This is a genomic window from Enemella evansiae (assembly GCF_004362375.1).
Lineage (GTDB): Bacteria > Actinomycetota > Actinomycetes > Propionibacteriales > Propionibacteriaceae > Enemella > Enemella evansiae.
The window spans coordinates 53,203-68,225 of sequence record NZ_SNXA01000015.1 but is presented as its reverse complement, the minus strand read 5'-3'; the positions used below and the strand labels follow the sequence as shown (position 1 = coordinate 68,225).

The window sequence follows — 15,023 nt, the reverse complement described above, 5'->3', positions numbered from 1 at the left end:
GCAGGTGAACGGGGGTGCAAGTGGTCGAATCGTTATCTCGTGTCGCTTTATCGCCGCATGCCGGTCGGGGCGCTCGGCCGCTGTGGGGCGGGGCCCCGTTGGTCACTTCTTGTGCGGGGTGGTGATCCACTGCACCGCGTGCACCTGGTCGTCGGCGGTCAGGCTGACGATCGCGCATTCGGCGGTGTGGAACGGATGATCCGGCAGATCGAGGGCGGTCAGGATGGCCGGCAGCACCGGCCGATGGCTGCAGACGACGACGGCCCGGCCGCCGTCGATCACCTCATCGCGCAGGACCCCGATCAGATCGCCCACCGCGGCCGGATCCTCGACCCCGCGTTCCTCGCTGAGGATGGTCTGCCGATCGATCGTCAACTGGTGGTCGGTGACGAACGGCAGCACCGTGGAGACGCAGCGGTTGGCGGAGGAACTGACCACCCGGCCGACGCCGAAGGCCTCCAGGATCGGTACCAGCTCCCGGGCCTGGGTCCGGCCCCGCCGGGTCAGCGGCCGGGCCGGGTCGTTGCCGGACCACTTGCCGCGATCCATCGCCTTGCCGTGCCGGACCACCACCAGATTCGCCGTCTCCGGCTGGTCCAGCGCCTGCTGCAGCAAGGTGGCATCGGCATCGTAGGAGAACAGCTCCAGCGCCTCGGCGGGCGTCAGCCAGAGCACGGTGTCCACCTCGTCGTCGGGGACGTGCGGTTCCTCCGCGACGACCGCGGCCCGCCACCAGCGCACCTGCTTGGTACGCCGACCGACCCGGTAGGTGTGCGCGTCCAGTGGCGCGGTCAACCGGATCCGGACCCCGGTCTCCTCGAGCACCTCACGGACCGCGGCCACCGCGGGCACCTCACCGGGCTCCACCTTGCCCTTCGGCAGCGACCAGTCGTCGTAGGCGGGCCGATGCACCACCAGCACCCGTACCGCGTCCGGCCCCCCGGTGGCGTCGGGTTTCAGGACGACCGCCCCGGCGGCGGAGATGTCGGATCGGCGCAGCATCGGCATCAGAGGGTCGACTCCTTCGATCGGCGCTGCCCGGCGACCTCGATCAGCTTCTCCTGCAGATCGACCAGCGGCCGGCCCTCGGCGTCCAGGGTCTGCTCCTGCCACCCCTCGGCGGTCAGCGACCAGGCGGCCGTACCGGGGTCGAAGGCCAGCTCGAACAGGTCGTCGACCTGCTGGATGTGGGCGCGGTTGGTGAGCGCCACGAGCACCTCGACGCGGCGGTCCAGGTTGCGGTGCATCAGGTCCGCCGAGCCCAGGCCGACCGTCGGCTGGCCACCGTTGTCGAACCAGAAGAGCCGGGAGTGCTCCAGGAAGCGGCCCAGGATGCTGCGGACCCGGATGTTCTCGCTCAACCCGGGCACCCCGGGGCGCAGGCCGCAGATCCCGCGTACCCACAGATCCACCGGCACCCCCGCCTGGGAGGCCTCGTAGAGCGCATCGGTGATCGCCTCGTCGACGATCGAGTTGACCTTGATCCGGATCCGGGCGGGGCGGCCGGCCCGATGGTGCTCGATCTCGGTGTGGATCCGTTCCAGCAGGCTCCTGCGGATCGAGTGCGGCGCCACCAGCAGCCGCCGGTACTGGGTCTCCTGGGTCATCCCGGACAGGTGGTTGAAGACCCGGGCGACATCCTCGGTGACGATCGGATTGGCCGTCAGCAGGCCCATGTCCTCATAGGTACGCGCGGTCTTGGGGTTGTAGTTGCCGGTGCCGATGTGGGCGTAGCGGCGCAACCCCTCGGGTTCGTCGCGGATCGCCAGCGCCAGCTTGCAGTGGGTCTTCAACCCGACCATGCCGTAGACGACGTGCACCCCGGCCTGTTCCAGCTTCCGCGCCCAGCCGATGTTGGCCTGCTCGTCGAAGCGGGCCTTGATCTCGACCACCGCCAGCACCTGCTTGCCGGCCTGTGCGGCATCGATCAGCGCGTCGACGATCGGGGAGTCGCCGGAGGTGCGGTAGAGGGTCTGCTTGATCGCCAGCACGTGCGGGTCGGCGGCGGCCTGCTCGATGAACCGCTGCACGCTGGTGGCGAAGGAGTCGTAGGGGTGGTGCAGCAGCACATCGCGTTTGCGCAGCGCGGTGAACATGTCGGCCGGCTGGGCGGTCTCCACCTCGGCCAGGTGCGGATGGGTGATCGGCAGGAACGCCGGGTACGCCAGATCCTCGCGATCGGTGTCGGTCAAGGAGAACAGCCCGCTCAGATCGAGCAGCCCGTCGACCTTGAACACCTCCCGCTCGCTGATGTCGAGCTCGGAGACGAGCAGCTCCAGCATGTGCTCGTCGACGTCGGCGGCCACCTCGAGGCGGACCGGGGGCCGGCCCACCTTGCGCCGCAGCAATTCCTTCTCCAGTGCGAAAAGCAGGTTCTCGGCGTCATCCTCCTCGACCTCCAGATCCTCGTTCCGGGTGACCCGGAAGACGTGGTGCTGGAGCACCTGCATGCCGGAGAACAGCTGGTCCAGGTGCCGGGCGATGACGTCCTCGAGCGGCACGAACCGGCCCTCGCCGAGGGTGACGAAGCGGGGCAGCACATTGGGCACCTTCACCCGGGCGAACTGGCGCACCCCGGTCTGCGGATTCTTCAGCAGCACCGCCAGGTTGATCGACAGCCCGGAGATGTAGGGGAAGGGGTGCGAGGGGTCGACCGCGAGCGGGGTGAGGACGGGGAAGATCCGCTCGGCGAACAGGGTCCGCATCCGGTCCTTCTCGGCGCCGGTCAGCTCACCCCAGGAGAGGATCTCGATGCCCTCGGCGGCGAGCTGGGGGCGTACCTCCTCGGCGAACACCCGGGCCTGGTCGGCGACCAGCTCCCGGGTCCGGCGCAGGATCGCGGTGTGCAGATCGCGGGGCAGGAACCCCGACACGCTCGGCACCGCGACCCCGGCCGCCATCCGCCGCTTCAGCCCGGCCACCCGGACCATGAAGAACTCATCGAGATTGGAGGCGAAGATCGCCAGGAACTTGGCCCGCTCCAGCAGCGGGATCCGGACCCCGTCGCGGGCCAGTGCCAGCACCCGTTCGTTGAACGCCAGCCAGCTCAACTCGCGATCGGCGAATCGATCCTTGGGCAGCCATGGCCCGGGCGTGCTGGTGGCTGCCTCCGGCATCGGGACCTGCTTCCTGCTGGCGCTGTCAGTGCTTCTTCATGGGGTGGCCGGACCTGTCGGCTGCACCCGCTCTTCGGGGAGCGGGGAGGCGTACAACACGTCGCGGTTCGCGACCTCAAATCTAGCGGAGAGGTAGAGCTTCACGACGTATGCCTGGTCACCCTCGACATAGAGGATGATCCGGCGTACGCCCCGGTCGGCCAGATGGTGCAGCCCGCGGTTGAGCAGCTGCCGACCGAGGCCGCCACCGGCATGGTCGGGATCGACCGCGATCACGTAGACCTCGCCCAGGTCGGCGTCGTGGATCTTGGTCCAGTGGAAACCGATCACCTGCTCGGTGCCCTGGGCGTCGGGTCGGGTGGCGACGAACAGGCCCTCGGGATCGAACCAGGGCTCGTTCATCCGGTCCTGCAGGTCCTGCTTGGTCAGCCCGCCCTGTTCGGGGTGGTGGGCGAAGGCGCGGGCGTTCACCCGCAGGATGGCGTCCTCGTCGCCGGGGCGGAAGGTGCGCACGGTGACCCCGGCCGGCAGCTGCACCTCACCGATCTCGGCGGTGTCGCGCTCCATCACCAGCAGTTCGCGGATCGGTTGCAGCCCGAGCGAACCGGCGAACTCGCGGGCGGCCGGCAGGTCGCCGAAGGACCAGGTCCGCAGCGACTGCTGCTGCCAGCGGCCGCTGCGCTCGGCGACCCGCGGATCGAAGCCGAGCTCGCCGATCATCCGGGTCGCGAGTCCGCGGCGCCGCCTGGCCGGGTCGACGACGAGCTGCACGATCGGATCGGCGCTCGTCGAGTCCAGGAAGGCGTACCCGGTGATCCGGTCGCCGTCCAGGCCGAGCAGATGGGCCAGGCCGTCGCTGGCGGTGCCGCGGTTCACCTCGAGGCGGGCGTGCTCGTTGAGCGGGCCGACGCCATCGGACTCGGTGGCCCGCGCGATCAGATCGTTCACCTGGCTGCGCTGCTCGGCGTTCAGGGCGGCGACGACGGTGGTGCTGAACGAGTCGGGTCCCATGGGCGACACGTTAGCGCTCCGTGACCATTTCCGTGGGGTGGGCCCGGGGCAGATGTGATCGCGCGTAACCGGACGTGCAGTAGTGCCCGCGGAGACCTTCGCGAACCCAGTCCCACTGGGTTTGATCATGGAACGCTGCGGGCACTGCACGTCCGGTTACGCGCACCCCGCAGCGCGGGTCCGTCTCAGCGCGGGTCGAAGCGGTAGCCGACGTTGCGCACGGTGCCGATCAGCGACTCCTTCTCACCGAGCTTGGCGCGCAACCGGCGGACGTGCACATCGACGGTCCGGGTGCCGCCGTAGTAGTCGTAACCCCAGACCTCGCTGAGCAGCTGCTCGCGGCTGAACACCCGACCGGGGTTGGCGGTCAGATATTTCAGCAGCTCGAACTCGGTGTAGGTGAGGTCCAGCAGCCGGCCGTCCAGCCGGGCGGTGTAGGCCGCCTCGTCGACCTCGACGCCGCCCGCGCGGATCAGATCGTCGACGTCCTCGGCCCGGCTCGCCAACCGCAGCCGCGCCTCCAGTTCGGCCGGGCCCGCGGTGGCCAGGATGAAGTCGTCCGGTGCCCACTCCGCGGACAGGGCCGCCAGTCCGCCCTCGGTCAGCACCAGCAGCACCGGCAATCCGTTGCCGGCCGCGGCCAGGGTGCGGCACAGGTTGCGGGCGCCGACCAGGTCGATCCGGCCGTCGACCAGCACCACGTCCGGTTCGACATCGAGCAGGCTGGCCGCCTCGGCGGCGGCGATCCGGATCGTGTGCGAGAGCAGGCCGAGGGCGGGCAGGATGTCCGCGGCGGTGGCGCGTTCGCGGGAGAGCAGCAGCAGCGTGGCCGTCGTACTCACCCCCTGTCGATTGGTGGACGTGCAAGAATTGCGGTCATGGTTGCTGTCCAGATCCGCTACTGGGCCGGGGCGGCGGCGGCCGCCGGGGTCGAGCATGAGACTATCGCTGCCGATTCGGTCCAGGCGGCGCTGACCACGGCCCGGGCAGACCGCGGTGCCGGTTTCGCCTCGGTGCTCGATGTCTGCAGCATCCTGGTCGGTGGTCGACGCCAGGGCGCCGACCAGCTCGCGCAGCCGCTGACCGAGCCCACCGAGGTCGAGGTGCTGCCGCCCTTCGCCGGTGGCTGAGCGAGCACGTACGCCGGTTCTCCCGTTCCCCGAGCGAGGAGCGCAGCCTCCACCCGTTCCCTGAGCGAGGAGCGCAGCGACGAGTCGAAGGGACCGGCGCTGGTTTCGACTCGCTCGTTCCTCGCTCGCTCAGCCGGCGTACGTGTCGGAGTCCAGGACCAGGGTCACCGGGCCGTCGTTGACCAGGGAGACCTGCATCTGCGCCCCGAACCGGCCGGTCTCGACGTGGGCGCCGAGGTCCCGCAGCGCGGCGACGAACGCATCGACCAGCGGCTCGCTGACCGGGCCCGGTGCCGCGGCGCTCCAAGAGGGCCGGCGGCCCTTGCGGGTGTCGGCGTACAGGGTGAACTGCGAGACCACCAGCAACGGCGCCCCCTCATCGGCGGCCGACCGTTCACCGGTGAGGATCCGCAGCCGCCAGATCTTGTCGGCCAGCCTGGCCGCGATCTCGGGCGTGTCGGTGTGGGTGATCCCGACCAGCAGCACCAGCCCCGGCGCCGGCAATGCTCCGACCACCTCGTCATCGACCCGTACCTCGGCCGAGGCGGCCCGCTGCAGCACCACTCGCATGGCACGCGAACCTAGCAGCGGCGGACTCCGCACCGCGGACCCCGCGCCGGCCGGTTTCGTCGGGGCATAGGCTGGATCGGAACACCCCGAGCACACGTTGGAGGAGCCCGATGAGTGACCAGCCGATGAACGACCAGCCGACCGGCGAGGGGGCCAATCTGGACTTCTCCTTCCCCGAGGGCATGCATCCCGGCCTGAAGGGGCTGGCCTGGCTGATCGGGCACTGGGAGGGCTTCGGCCAGACCCAGTGGCAGGGCACCGACAAGCGGGTGCTGGAGCAGGTCGACTTCCACCACAACGGTGAGCCCTACCTGCACTACCTGCTGCAGGCCTATGAGGACGAGGACGGCCAGCTCGGCAAGCCCGTCTACATGGAGACCGGGTTCTGGGTGCCGCAGGAGAAGAACGAGCTGATGGTGGTGATCTGCAATCCCGAGGGGGTGGCGCAGAAATGGTTCGGTTCGATCACCGGGCTGGAGTCCGCCCCCGGTGGTGAGCTCGGCACCAAGATCGACCTGACCACCGATGCCGCGCTCAGCGAGGGCACCCACACCGCCGGCACCCGGCTCTACGGCCGGATCCAGCAGAAGCTGCTGTTCGCGTGCGACCGGGCCGATCAGGACATTCCGCTGGCGCCCTGGCTGACCGGAGAACTGGAGCGCAAGTGAGCATCACTCTCACCGAGGGCCCCGACACCGGGGCGATCTGGCACCACGGCGACCCGATGGCCGAGCAGCGGTTGCTCGAGTCCGGGAGGGGTGCGGTCCGGTTGGATCACCGCGACGTGCTGTCCATCGCGGGGCCGGACCGGCTGACCTGGTTGCACGACCTGACCACCCAGCATCTGGCGCAGCTGCCCACCGGCACCGGGACGACCGCCTTCCTGCTCTCCCCGCAGGGCCACATCGAGCACGTGCTCTATCTGGTCGACGACGGGGAGACGGTCTGGGCGCACACCGAGCCCGGCCGCGGCCAGGCGCTGGCGGATTTCCTGCAGCGGATGATCTTCATGCGTCAGGTGGAGGTACGCCTGCGCGATGAGTTGGCGGTCGTCTGGCAGCCCGGGGAACCCCCGAGCGGCCGGATCACCCGGCAGGCGCCGGATTCGCTGGGTGGTTACGAGTCGTTCATCCCGCGCGACCACCTGGCCGGTTACCTCGAATCGAGCGGAGCCGAACCTGTCGGGCTGTGGGCGTACGAGGCCCGCCGGATCGCCGCCGGGGTGCCGCGGATCTTCCTCGACACCGACCAGCGGACGATCCCCAACGAGCTCGGTCTGGCCGATGCGGTGCACCTGGAGAAGGGTTGCTATCGCGGCCAGGAGACCGTCGCCCGGGTGCACACCCTGGGCCGGCCGCCGCGCCGGCTGGTCCGGTTGCACCTGGACGGGTCGATGGACGCGCTGCCGACCCCCGGTGCCGAGCTGACCGGTGCCGACGGCGGCCGGGCGATCGGCTTCGTCGGCGGCTCCGCGCGGCACCACGAGCTCGGCCCGATCGCGCTCGCCCTGGTGAAGCGCAACGTCGCCGTCGACGCACCGCTGGTCGTCGAGGGCATCGCCGCGGCCCAGGAGCCGCTGGTCGATCCCGAGGTCGGGCTGCACGTCCGCGCGCTGCGCACGAACTGATCCGTACCGGGGGCCGAAGGGGCCGGCTTACCGACGTGTAACAATTTTTGGCCAACCGCCCGAGAGTTGTTCGCACCACTGGATCGGGCGAACTAGAGTTTCCTTTTGTGCATTGGGACGACATTGACGCCTGCCTGTTCGATCTGGACGGCGTGATCACACCGACCGCCGAGGTCCACATGCGCGCCTGGGACACGATGTTCTCCGAGTTCCTGGCGGCGCGCGGCGCTGCGGCGTACACCAGTGCCGACTACTTCGACCACGTCGACGGCCGGCCCCGCTACGAGGGGGTCGCGACCCTGCTGGAGGCCAAGGGCATCGAGCTGCCGCAGGGCGAGCCGTCCGATCCGCCGGAGGCGGAGACGATCAGCGGGCTCGGCAACCGCAAGGACAAGCTGTTCAACGAGATCCTCGCCGAGGAAGGCATCCAGCCCTATCCGGGTTCGGTACGCCTGTTGGACGCGCTGGCCGAGCGGGGCACCGAGGTCGCGATCGTCTCATCGTCCAAGAACGCCCGGGCGGTGCTGGAGGCGGCCGGTCTGCTGGACCGGTTCGAGGTGATCATCGACGGCCAGGTGGCCGCCGCGGAGGGGTTGCCCGGCAAACCGCAGCCGGACACCTTCCTCGCCGCGGCCGAGCGGGTCGGCGTACCGAAGGAACGTGCGGTGGTTTTCGAGGATGCACTCTCCGGCGTACGCGCCGGGGCAGCGGGGGACTTCGGGCTCGTGGTCGGCGTGGACCGCGGCACCGGTGCCGACCGATTGCGGGAGGCCGGGGCCGACGTCGTCGTCGGCGATCTTGACGAGCTGGTTGATTCCGTCCGCTCCTGAGCGGACGCTGACGAGTGATGGGGACATGACCGAGGACTTCGAACCGAGCCTGGTTGCGGCCGATCTGCCGGAACCGCCCATGGAGGCGGCAGTGCGTCGCCCCAATGGCGCCCCGGAGGCGGGTCGGGTGAATGCCGACCCGTGGAACTTCGAGCCCAGCACCGAACCGGAGCAGGGACCCAGCGATGCTCCGCCCCAGGCGGAGGATCCGCTGGATCGCACCCGCTTCCCGATCGATGAGTGGCGCCTGGTGGAGACCGACTACGGGCCCGCCGATCTCGGCACCACCGAGACGCTGTTCTCGGTCGCCAATGGCTATCTCGGGATGCGCGGCAACCCGGAGGAGGGCCGCGACGCCCACACCCACGGCACCTTCGTCAACGGTTTCCACGAGACCTGGCAGATCCGGCACGCCGAGGACGCGCACGGTTTCGCCCGGGTCGGCCAGACCATCGTCAACGTGCCCGACACCAAGGTGATGAAGGTCTATGTGGACGATGAGCCGCTGAACCTGGCCACCGCCGATCTCGACGAATACGAACGGTCCTTGGATTTCAAGACCGGTGTGCTGCGCCGCAAGGTGATCTGGCGGACCTCCGCCGGCAAGCGGGTGCAGATCAACACCACCCGGATGGTGTCCTTCGCCCAGCGCCATCTGGCGATCATGACGATGGACATCACGATGCTCGACGGGGACGCCCCGATCGTGATCTCCTCGCAGGTGCTGAACCGCCAGGACGGCCACGACGAGTATTCCGGGGTCACCCGCAGCACCGGGGCCGCCGGTGGCAACGACCCGCGCAAGCAGGAATCGCTGGACCGCCGCGTGCTCGATCCGGTGAGCCAGTCCGCCGGCGACGGCCGGATCACCCTCGGCTACCGCACCCACGAGTCGCGGATGACGCTGGCCGTCGGTGTCGATCACAGCATGTTCACCGACAACGACTACAGCGAACAGATCTCGGCCGAACCCGATTCGGGCAAGCTGGTCTATCGGATCAACGCCCGGCAGGGGATGCCCATCCATCTGGAGAAGCTGGTCGCCTACCACACCTCCCAGTCGGTGCCGGTGCGAGAACTCATCGACCGTTGCCGGCGTACCCTCGACCGGGCCCGCGAGCAGGGTGTCGAGTCCATCCACGACGACCAGCGGGCCTGGCTGAACGAGTTCTGGCGCAGTGCCGATGTGGAGCTGCCGAAGCAGCCGGCGCTGCAGCAGGCGGTCCGCTGGAACCTGTTCCAGCTGGCCCAGGCCTCGGCCCGCGCGGAGGCGCAGGGCATCGCCGCCAAGGGCGTCACCGGTACCGGATATTCGGGGCACTACTTCTGGGACACCGAGATCTATGTGCTGCCGTTCCTCACCTATGCGCAGCCGCAGGCCGCGCGGATGGCGCTGCGGTTCCGGTACGCGATGCTGGACGCGGCGCGGCAGCGGGCCGAGGAGATGGCCCAGCTCGGTGCGCTCTTCCCGTGGCGCACGATCAGCGGTGAGGAGGCCTCGGCCTACTATGCGGCCGGCACCGCGCAGTACCACATCGACGCCGACATCGCGTACGCCCTGGTGAAGTACGTGAACGCCACCGGTGACCTGGACTTCCTGCTGCACGAGGGTGTGGAGATCCTGGTCGAGACCGCGCGGCTGTGGGCCGACCTCGGCTTCTGGCGCACCAACGGGACCTCGGAGTTCCACATCCACTCGGTGACCGGCCCCGATGAATACACCACCGTGGTCAACGACAACCTGTTCACCAATGTGATGGCCCGGTTCAATCTCGCGCACGCCGCCGAGACCGTCACCGAGTTGAAGCAGCTCAATCCGGAGGCGTACGCCCGGGTCGCCAAGCGGCTTTCGCTGCGGGACAACGAGGTCGAGGAGTGGGCGCGCTGCGCGGAGGGCATGTACATCCCCTTCGACGAGAGCCTCGGTGTGCACCCGCAGGACATGCACTTCCTGGAGCGTGAGGTCTGGGATCTGGAGCACACCCCGGCGGAGAAGCGGCCGCTGATGCTGCACTACCACCCGCTGGTGCTCTATCGCTTCCAGGTGCTCAAGCAGGCCGACGTGGTGCTGGCGCTTTTCCTGCAGGGGGAGCATTTCACCGCGGAAGAGAAGCGCGCCGACTTCGAATACTACGACCCGATCACGACCGGTGACTCGACGCTGTCGGCGGTGGTGCAGTCGATCATGGCCGCCGAGACCGGCTACCACGATCTGGCGCTGCGCTACTTCTATGCCGGGTTGTTCGTCGATCTCGACGACCGGCACGGCAACACCACCGACGGGGTGCACGTCGCCTCGGCCGGCGGTGTCTGGTCGGCGCTGGTCTATGGCTTCGGCGGGATGCGGGACACCGGTGGCGAGCTCACCTTCGAGCCGCGGTTGCCGGAATCCTGGCCGGAGCTGCGATTCCGGCTGCGCTGGCGGGAGACCCGGCTGCTGGTCACGCTGCGCCGCGACGAGATCCGATTCGAGATCCTCTCCGGCCCCGCCATGCAGGTGCGTGTCGGTGAACAGCAGGTCGACATCGAACCGGACGAGGTGTGCCGCGTGCCGCTGTCCGGCCAGGGGGAGCGGCGCCGCGGTGAGATCGGCCCCGGCCCGCTGGTCGGCGGTCGTCGCCAGGACGGTTCGCTGATCACCGCCTCGGTGCCCCGCCCCCGCGACCAGTGACGCCCACGTTCATCGAGTAGCCAACGGCCCGGCACCGCGAAGCGGTACCGGGCCGTTGGCGTGTCGAGATGAACCCCCTGGATCCACCTCAGGGAGGTGGGTTCACTCCGAGGCGGGCGCCGGGGTGCTGGTCTTGCTGGTGCTCGACTTGCTGGCGGTCGACTTGGTGGTGCTCGCCTTGCTGGTGCTCGCCTTGGTGGTGCTCTTCTTGGCCGGCGCCTTCTTGGCGGTGGTCTTCTTCGCCGGGGTCTTCTTCGCGGTCGCCTTCTTGGCCGGGGCCTTCTTGGCGGGCGCCTTCTTCGTCGGCGCGTTCTTCGCGGTACCGGTGCCGCTGTCGGTGGCATCGGCGAGATCGTCAACGTCGGCGACGAAATCGGCGCTCGCACGATCGGCGGCGGCCTGGGTGCGGCGGGCGCCACGGCGGGCGGCGGTGGCGGCCTGGGCACGGACCTCGACGATCCGGTTCTCCCCACGGACGGCCATCTCGTCGAAGCTCAGGTTCAGCTCCTTGAGCAGCTCCTCCAGCTGGACCTGCACCTGCTCGGGCAGGGTGCGGGCGAGCTCGGGCGCCTGGTCCAGCAGACCCTTCGCCTGGCCCGGGGCCTCCTTGAGCAGCTCGGTCGCCTGCTCCAGCTGCTCCTTGCGCTTGGCGCGCCGGGTGCGGGCCTCGGCCTGCTTGGTCTCGGCGTACTCGCGCAGCCGCTCGGCAAGCACGTCGGTCACACCGGCGGCCACGTAGAGCGCCTTGAGGCTGGTGTCGAGCAGCGGCTGGGTCTGGTCCTTGAGCTTGTCGTTCATCACTTCTCCTTGCGTGGTTGAGATCGCGGGGTCTTGGTGGTGCGCCGGGTCCGGGTCTTCCGGGTGGCCGCCGCATGCTGGTCGGCGAAGGCGGCGTACACCTCCAGGAGCGCCTGCTTCTGACGCTCATTGATGGCCGTGTCGGCGAGCACCGCGCGGGTCACATCCGCGGTGCCCTCCTCGTCCGGGCTGAGGATGCCGGCACGGATGTAGAGCGACTCCGCGGAGACCCGCAAAGCCTTGGCGAGCTGCTGCAGCACCTCGGCGGAGGGCCGACGCAGTCCGCGTTCGATCTGGCTCAGGTAGGGATTGGAGACCCCTGCCAGTTCGGCCAACTGACGCATCGACAGCGACGCACTGCGACGCTGGTCGGCGATGAACTCGCCCAGGGATTCGCCCCAGGTGCTCGAGTCCGTTGCGGTCTTCTTGGCCATGCCTTCAGTATGCTAGCTGCTGCTAGCAAAACGCAAACTATTGCAAGCAAGCTCACATCGGTGGTTACGCTGGGTCGATGGAGAGCGTACGCGTGGACACCTGGTTGTGGACGGTGCGCCAGCTGCGCAGCCGCTCGCTGGCCACCGCCGCCGCGAAGGCCGGCCACGTCCGGGTGAACGGCCGCCCGGCCAAGGCGTCCACCCCGGTCCGGGTCGGTGACGAGGTACGCCTGCGGGTGCAGGGATTCGATCGGATCCTCGAGGTCAAGCAACTGCTGCAGACCCGGGTCGGCGCCCCGCTCGCGGTCGAGGCGTACGCCGACCACTCACCGCCGCGGCTGCCGCGCGAGCTGGCCCCGGCCCCGATCCACCGCGACCCCGGCGCCGGCCGCCCGACCAAGCGGGAACGCCGCCAGCTCGACGCGCTGCGCGGTCGCCGCACCCGCTGAACACAAAGCGGCCCCCGACCGGATCGGTCGGGGGCCGCCTGCGTACCTCGGTTCAGCTGGTCACCAGTAGACGACGACCTTGTCGCCGATCCGGACCTGGGTGTCGAACAGCCACTGGATGCCGTCCCAGTCGCGGATGTTCACGCAGCCGTGCGAGGCGCCGGCATACCCACGAGCAGCGAAGTCGTAGGAGTAGTGCACGGCCTGGCCGCCGGAGAAGTACATCGCGAACGGCATCGGGGTGTTGCCGTACATCCAGCTGACCTCGTCGCGGACCTTGGAGAAGACCCGGAACTCGGCCTCGCGGGTCGGGGTGGCCTCCGCACCGAAGCGGGCGTCCATCTCCTTGAGCACCTTGCCGTCGATCATCCAGCGCAGCTTGCGGTCGGACTTCGAGATGCACATCACCCGGCCGGTCATGCAGCGCGGGTCCACCTTCGGCCCGGGCCAGATGACATTGAAGCGGCCGTCGACGAACTCCAGCCGGGCCCGTTCGAAGTCCTGCGCCCAGCCGCCGGGGATCGGGGTCTCGTTGCTGATCGGGGCGCCGAGTTCGCCGCCCTCCCAGCCGCGTCGGCCGTATTCCTCCAGCATCAGCCCGCGGACGGCGTACGCCCCGGTGCGCGGGGTCCAGATGATGATGCCGCCGTTCTCGAAGGCATTCACCCGGGCGCCGTTCTGGCCGTTGAACTCATCGGTGTTGGGCGGGCCCATCACCCCGGCCTCCCAGCCCAGGTCGGCGTAGGTCTGGTAGATCGAGCCGTAGACCGCGTGCGCGTCGGTGCGCTGGGAGAAGACGATCTGGCCGCCCTGGAAGTTCTGCACCTTGGTCTCGCGCGCCGCGTCGAACTCCGGGGTCAGCGGCAGGCCGAGCGGGCCGTTCTCCCAGCCGAGCTCGGCGAACTTGGCAGCGATTCGGCCATAGACCGCATGCGCCCCGGTGCCCGGGCTCCACAGGATCTGCCCGCCGGTGAAGTTCTGCACCCGCGAACCGCGCCCGCCGCCGAACTCGTCGGTGGCCGGGACGCCGAGCACGCCGGACTCCCAGGCGTACGCCCCATAGGTCTCGTAGATCGAACCGTAGACCGCGTGCGCATCGGTCTCGGCGGTGTAGACGATGATGCCGCCCTGGAAGCGGGAGATCCGGGTCCCGGGACGGGCGCCGTCGAACTCGTCGCTGATCGGCAGGCCCAGCGGGCCGCGCTCCCAGTTCAGCGTCGCGTAGTCGGCGGCGATCCGGCCCTGCACGGCGTACGCCCCGGTGGCGGCGCTCCAGATGATGTAGCCGTTCTGGAAGTTCTGCACCCGGCCGTCGCGACCGGCGTCGAACTCCTCGCTGGTCGGGGCGCCGAGCTCGCCACCCTCCCAGCCCTTGGCGCCGTACTTGGTCATGATCGAGCCGTAGACCGCGTGCGCGCCGGTCTCGGGGGTCCAGATGATCAGGCCGCGCTCGAAGGTGGAGACCCGGGCGCCGTTCTGGCCGGCGAACTCGTCGCTGGTGGGCCGGCCGAGCACGCCGCCCTCCCAGCCGTAGTCGCCGTAGCGCTGCAGGATCGAACCCTGCACCGACCAGGCCTCGTTGGTGTCGTGGTTCAGCACGATCAGGCCGTTGCCGAAGCGCTGCACCCGGGTGTTGTTCCGGCCGGCGAACTCGTCGCTGGTCGGCAGCCCCAGCGCGCCGCCCTCGGCGTCGAGCTGGAGGTACTTGTCGGCGATCTTGCCGGACAGGCCCCAGGCGCCGTTGTCGGGCGTCCAGATCATCAGCCCGTTGGCGAAGTCCTGCACCTTCGCCCCGGCCCGGCGGCTGGAGTCCTTCTCGTTGGTCTTCGGCAGGCCGAGCGCGGAGCCGGCGCCACCGAGGGCGTCGTACTTGGCCCGGATCGTGCCCTTGATCCAGTGCGCACCGGTGCCGGCGGAGTAGTAGATGTCACCGCCGTCGAAGACCTGCTTCACGCCACCGGGGACGGCGACCTCGTCGCCGACCTTGTTGCCGAGCCAGCCCGCGGGGCCGCCCTCGGCGAGCCAGAGGGCCTGGATCTGCGGGGTGCCGATCGGGTTCGCGGTCGGTGTCGGGCCGGGGGTCGGTGTCGCGGTGGCTGCCGGGGTGGCGGCGACGCGGGCCGACGGGGCCGCTGACGGCGTACCGGAGGGCGACGCGGAGCGTGCCGGTGAGGGGGAAGCGGTCGCGCGCGGCGTGGCCGTCGCGCCCGGGGTCGGAGTGGAAACAGCGGGGGTGGGAGTCGGTGCCGCGTGGGCGAGGCCGGGCAGCGCCATAGCGAGCGCTACTGCTGCCACCCCCACCGCGGTCGAAACGACTGGCTTCATCTGTCGTCCTCGTGCTGGGTCGGATCGGTCAAGTCACCCGGGGGTAGGGGAAGCGTCGCCCG

General features: G+C 69.6%; 14 protein-coding genes. 6 read left to right on the top strand and 8 right to left on the bottom strand.

The window, feature by feature from the left end:
• Nucleotides 1-102: 102 nt before the first annotated feature.
• The 4 genes from C8D81_RS20115 to C8D81_RS20100 all read right to left on the bottom strand — a co-directional run bounded on the left by C8D81_RS20115 (nt 103) and on the right by C8D81_RS20100 (nt 4,969).
• Nucleotides 103-1,008 (bottom strand): NUDIX hydrolase, encoded by a 906-nt coding sequence (locus C8D81_RS20115; protein ID WP_094357358.1) that lies wholly within the window; start codon nt 1,006-1,008, stop codon nt 103-105.
• Entirely contained in the window at nt 1,008-3,116 is a 2,109-nt protein-coding gene (locus C8D81_RS20110) for an RNA degradosome polyphosphate kinase (protein ID WP_094357356.1), read from the bottom strand. The genes C8D81_RS20115 and C8D81_RS20110 overlap by 1 nt, the downstream gene beginning before the upstream one ends.
• Nucleotides 3,117-3,152: 36 nt before the next feature.
• Nucleotides 3,153-4,127 (bottom strand): mycothiol synthase, encoded by a 975-nt coding sequence (mshD, locus tag C8D81_RS20105; protein WP_166646915.1) that lies wholly within the window; start codon nt 4,125-4,127, stop codon nt 3,153-3,155.
• Between the two features lie 185 nt (nt 4,128-4,312).
• Nucleotides 4,313-4,969: a response regulator transcription factor gene (locus C8D81_RS20100; RefSeq protein ID WP_229118023.1), complete on the bottom strand. Its 657-nt coding sequence runs from the start codon at nt 4,967-4,969 to the stop codon at nt 4,313-4,315.
• A gap of 36 nt (nt 4,970-5,005) precedes the next feature.
• Here C8D81_RS20100 and C8D81_RS20095 point away from each other — a divergent pair, with 36 nt between their 5' ends.
• Entirely contained in the window at nt 5,006-5,257 is a 252-nt protein-coding gene (locus C8D81_RS20095; protein WP_094357440.1) for a ubiquitin family protein, read from the top strand.
• Between the two features lie 129 nt (nt 5,258-5,386).
• Here C8D81_RS20095 and dtd read toward each other — a convergent pair whose 3' ends face one another.
• Nucleotides 5,387-5,827, bottom strand: a complete 441-nt coding sequence (gene dtd, locus C8D81_RS20090; protein ID WP_094406165.1) for a D-aminoacyl-tRNA deacylase — start codon at nt 5,825-5,827, stop codon at nt 5,387-5,389.
• A 110-nt stretch (nt 5,828-5,937) separates the two neighbouring features.
• Between dtd and C8D81_RS20085 the strand changes: the two genes are divergently transcribed.
• From C8D81_RS20085 to C8D81_RS20070, 4 genes are all read left to right on the top strand, one after another.
• Complete coding sequence (locus tag C8D81_RS20085) at nt 5,938-6,495, top strand: FABP family protein (RefSeq protein ID WP_208109421.1); 558 nt, start codon at nt 5,938-5,940, stop codon at nt 6,493-6,495.
• Between the two features lie 56 nt (nt 6,496-6,551).
• Nucleotides 6,552-7,454 carry a CAF17-like 4Fe-4S cluster assembly/insertion protein YgfZ gene (gene ygfZ / locus C8D81_RS20080; RefSeq protein WP_133626700.1) on the top strand — a complete coding sequence of 301 codons (903 nt, stop codon included), beginning with the start codon at nt 6,552-6,554 and terminating at the stop codon, nt 7,452-7,454.
• Between the two features lie 107 nt (nt 7,455-7,561).
• The gene (locus tag C8D81_RS20075) at nt 7,562-8,284 is read left to right on the top strand and encodes an HAD family hydrolase (protein WP_094357348.1); all 723 of its coding nucleotides are present in this window, start codon (nt 7,562-7,564) and stop codon (nt 8,282-8,284) included.
• A 25-nt stretch (nt 8,285-8,309) separates the two neighbouring features.
• Entirely contained in the window at nt 8,310-10,955 is a 2,646-nt protein-coding gene (locus tag C8D81_RS20070; protein ID WP_229118022.1) for a glycoside hydrolase family 65 protein, read from the top strand.
• Nucleotides 10,956-11,057: 102 nt separating this feature from the next.
• Here the strand turns inward: C8D81_RS20070 and C8D81_RS21390 are convergent, their stop codons facing one another.
• Together C8D81_RS21390 and C8D81_RS20060 are read right to left on the bottom strand one after the other, a co-directional pair.
• Nucleotides 11,058-11,753, bottom strand: coding sequence for a hypothetical protein (locus C8D81_RS21390; RefSeq protein WP_133626678.1), 696 nt, complete (start codon nt 11,751-11,753; stop codon nt 11,058-11,060).
• Nucleotides 11,753-12,187 carry a helix-turn-helix domain-containing protein gene (locus C8D81_RS20060; RefSeq protein ID WP_094357346.1) on the bottom strand — a complete coding sequence of 145 codons (435 nt, stop codon included), beginning with the start codon at nt 12,185-12,187 and terminating at the stop codon, nt 11,753-11,755. Before C8D81_RS20060 ends, C8D81_RS21390 begins: the two co-directional genes overlap by 1 nt.
• 77 nt (nt 12,188-12,264) lie before the next feature.
• On the opposite strand from C8D81_RS20060, the gene C8D81_RS20055 reads away from it, so the two are divergent.
• Nucleotides 12,265-12,636, top strand: a complete 372-nt coding sequence (locus C8D81_RS20055) for an RNA-binding S4 domain-containing protein (RefSeq protein WP_094357344.1) — start codon at nt 12,265-12,267, stop codon at nt 12,634-12,636.
• A gap of 60 nt (nt 12,637-12,696) precedes the next feature.
• On the opposite strand, the gene C8D81_RS20050 is transcribed toward C8D81_RS20055, so the two are convergent.
• Entirely contained in the window at nt 12,697-14,961 is a 2,265-nt protein-coding gene (locus C8D81_RS20050; RefSeq protein ID WP_133626677.1) for a L,D-transpeptidase family protein, read from the bottom strand.
• Nucleotides 14,962-15,023: the final 62 nt, after the last annotated feature.

Bases quoted from the DNA above. Each gene is read 5' to 3' on its own strand.
- C8D81_RS20085 (WP_208109421.1), top strand. From the start codon at position 5,938: ATGAGTGACCAGCCGATGAACGACCAGCCGACCGGCGAGGGGGCCAAT.
- C8D81_RS20070 (WP_229118022.1), top strand. From the start codon at position 8,310: ATGACCGAGGACTTCGAACCGAGCCTGGTTGCGGCCGATCTGCCGGAA.
- C8D81_RS20115 (WP_094357358.1), bottom strand. From the start codon at position 1,008: ATGCCGATGCTGCGCCGATCCGACATCTCCGCCGCCGGGGCGGTCGTC.
- dtd (WP_094406165.1), bottom strand. From the start codon at position 5,827: ATGCGAGTGGTGCTGCAGCGGGCCGCCTCGGCCGAGGTACGGGTCGAT.
- C8D81_RS20060 (WP_094357346.1), bottom strand. From the start codon at position 12,187: ATGGCCAAGAAGACCGCAACGGACTCGAGCACCTGGGGCGAATCCCTG.
- C8D81_RS20110 (WP_094357356.1), bottom strand. From the start codon at position 3,116: ATGCCGGAGGCAGCCACCAGCACGCCCGGGCCATGGCTGCCCAAGGAT.
- C8D81_RS20095 (WP_094357440.1), top strand. From the start codon at position 5,006: ATGGTTGCTGTCCAGATCCGCTACTGGGCCGGGGCGGCGGCGGCCGCC.
- C8D81_RS20055 (WP_094357344.1), top strand. From the start codon at position 12,265: ATGGAGAGCGTACGCGTGGACACCTGGTTGTGGACGGTGCGCCAGCTG.
- C8D81_RS21390 (WP_133626678.1), bottom strand. From the start codon at position 11,753: ATGAACGACAAGCTCAAGGACCAGACCCAGCCGCTGCTCGACACCAGC.
- ygfZ (WP_133626700.1), top strand. From the start codon at position 6,552: ATGGCCGAGCAGCGGTTGCTCGAGTCCGGGAGGGGTGCGGTCCGGTTG.
- mshD (WP_166646915.1), bottom strand. From the start codon at position 4,127: ATGGGACCCGACTCGTTCAGCACCACCGTCGTCGCCGCCCTGAACGCC.
- C8D81_RS20050 (WP_133626677.1), bottom strand. From the start codon at position 14,961: ATGAAGCCAGTCGTTTCGACCGCGGTGGGGGTGGCAGCAGTAGCGCTC.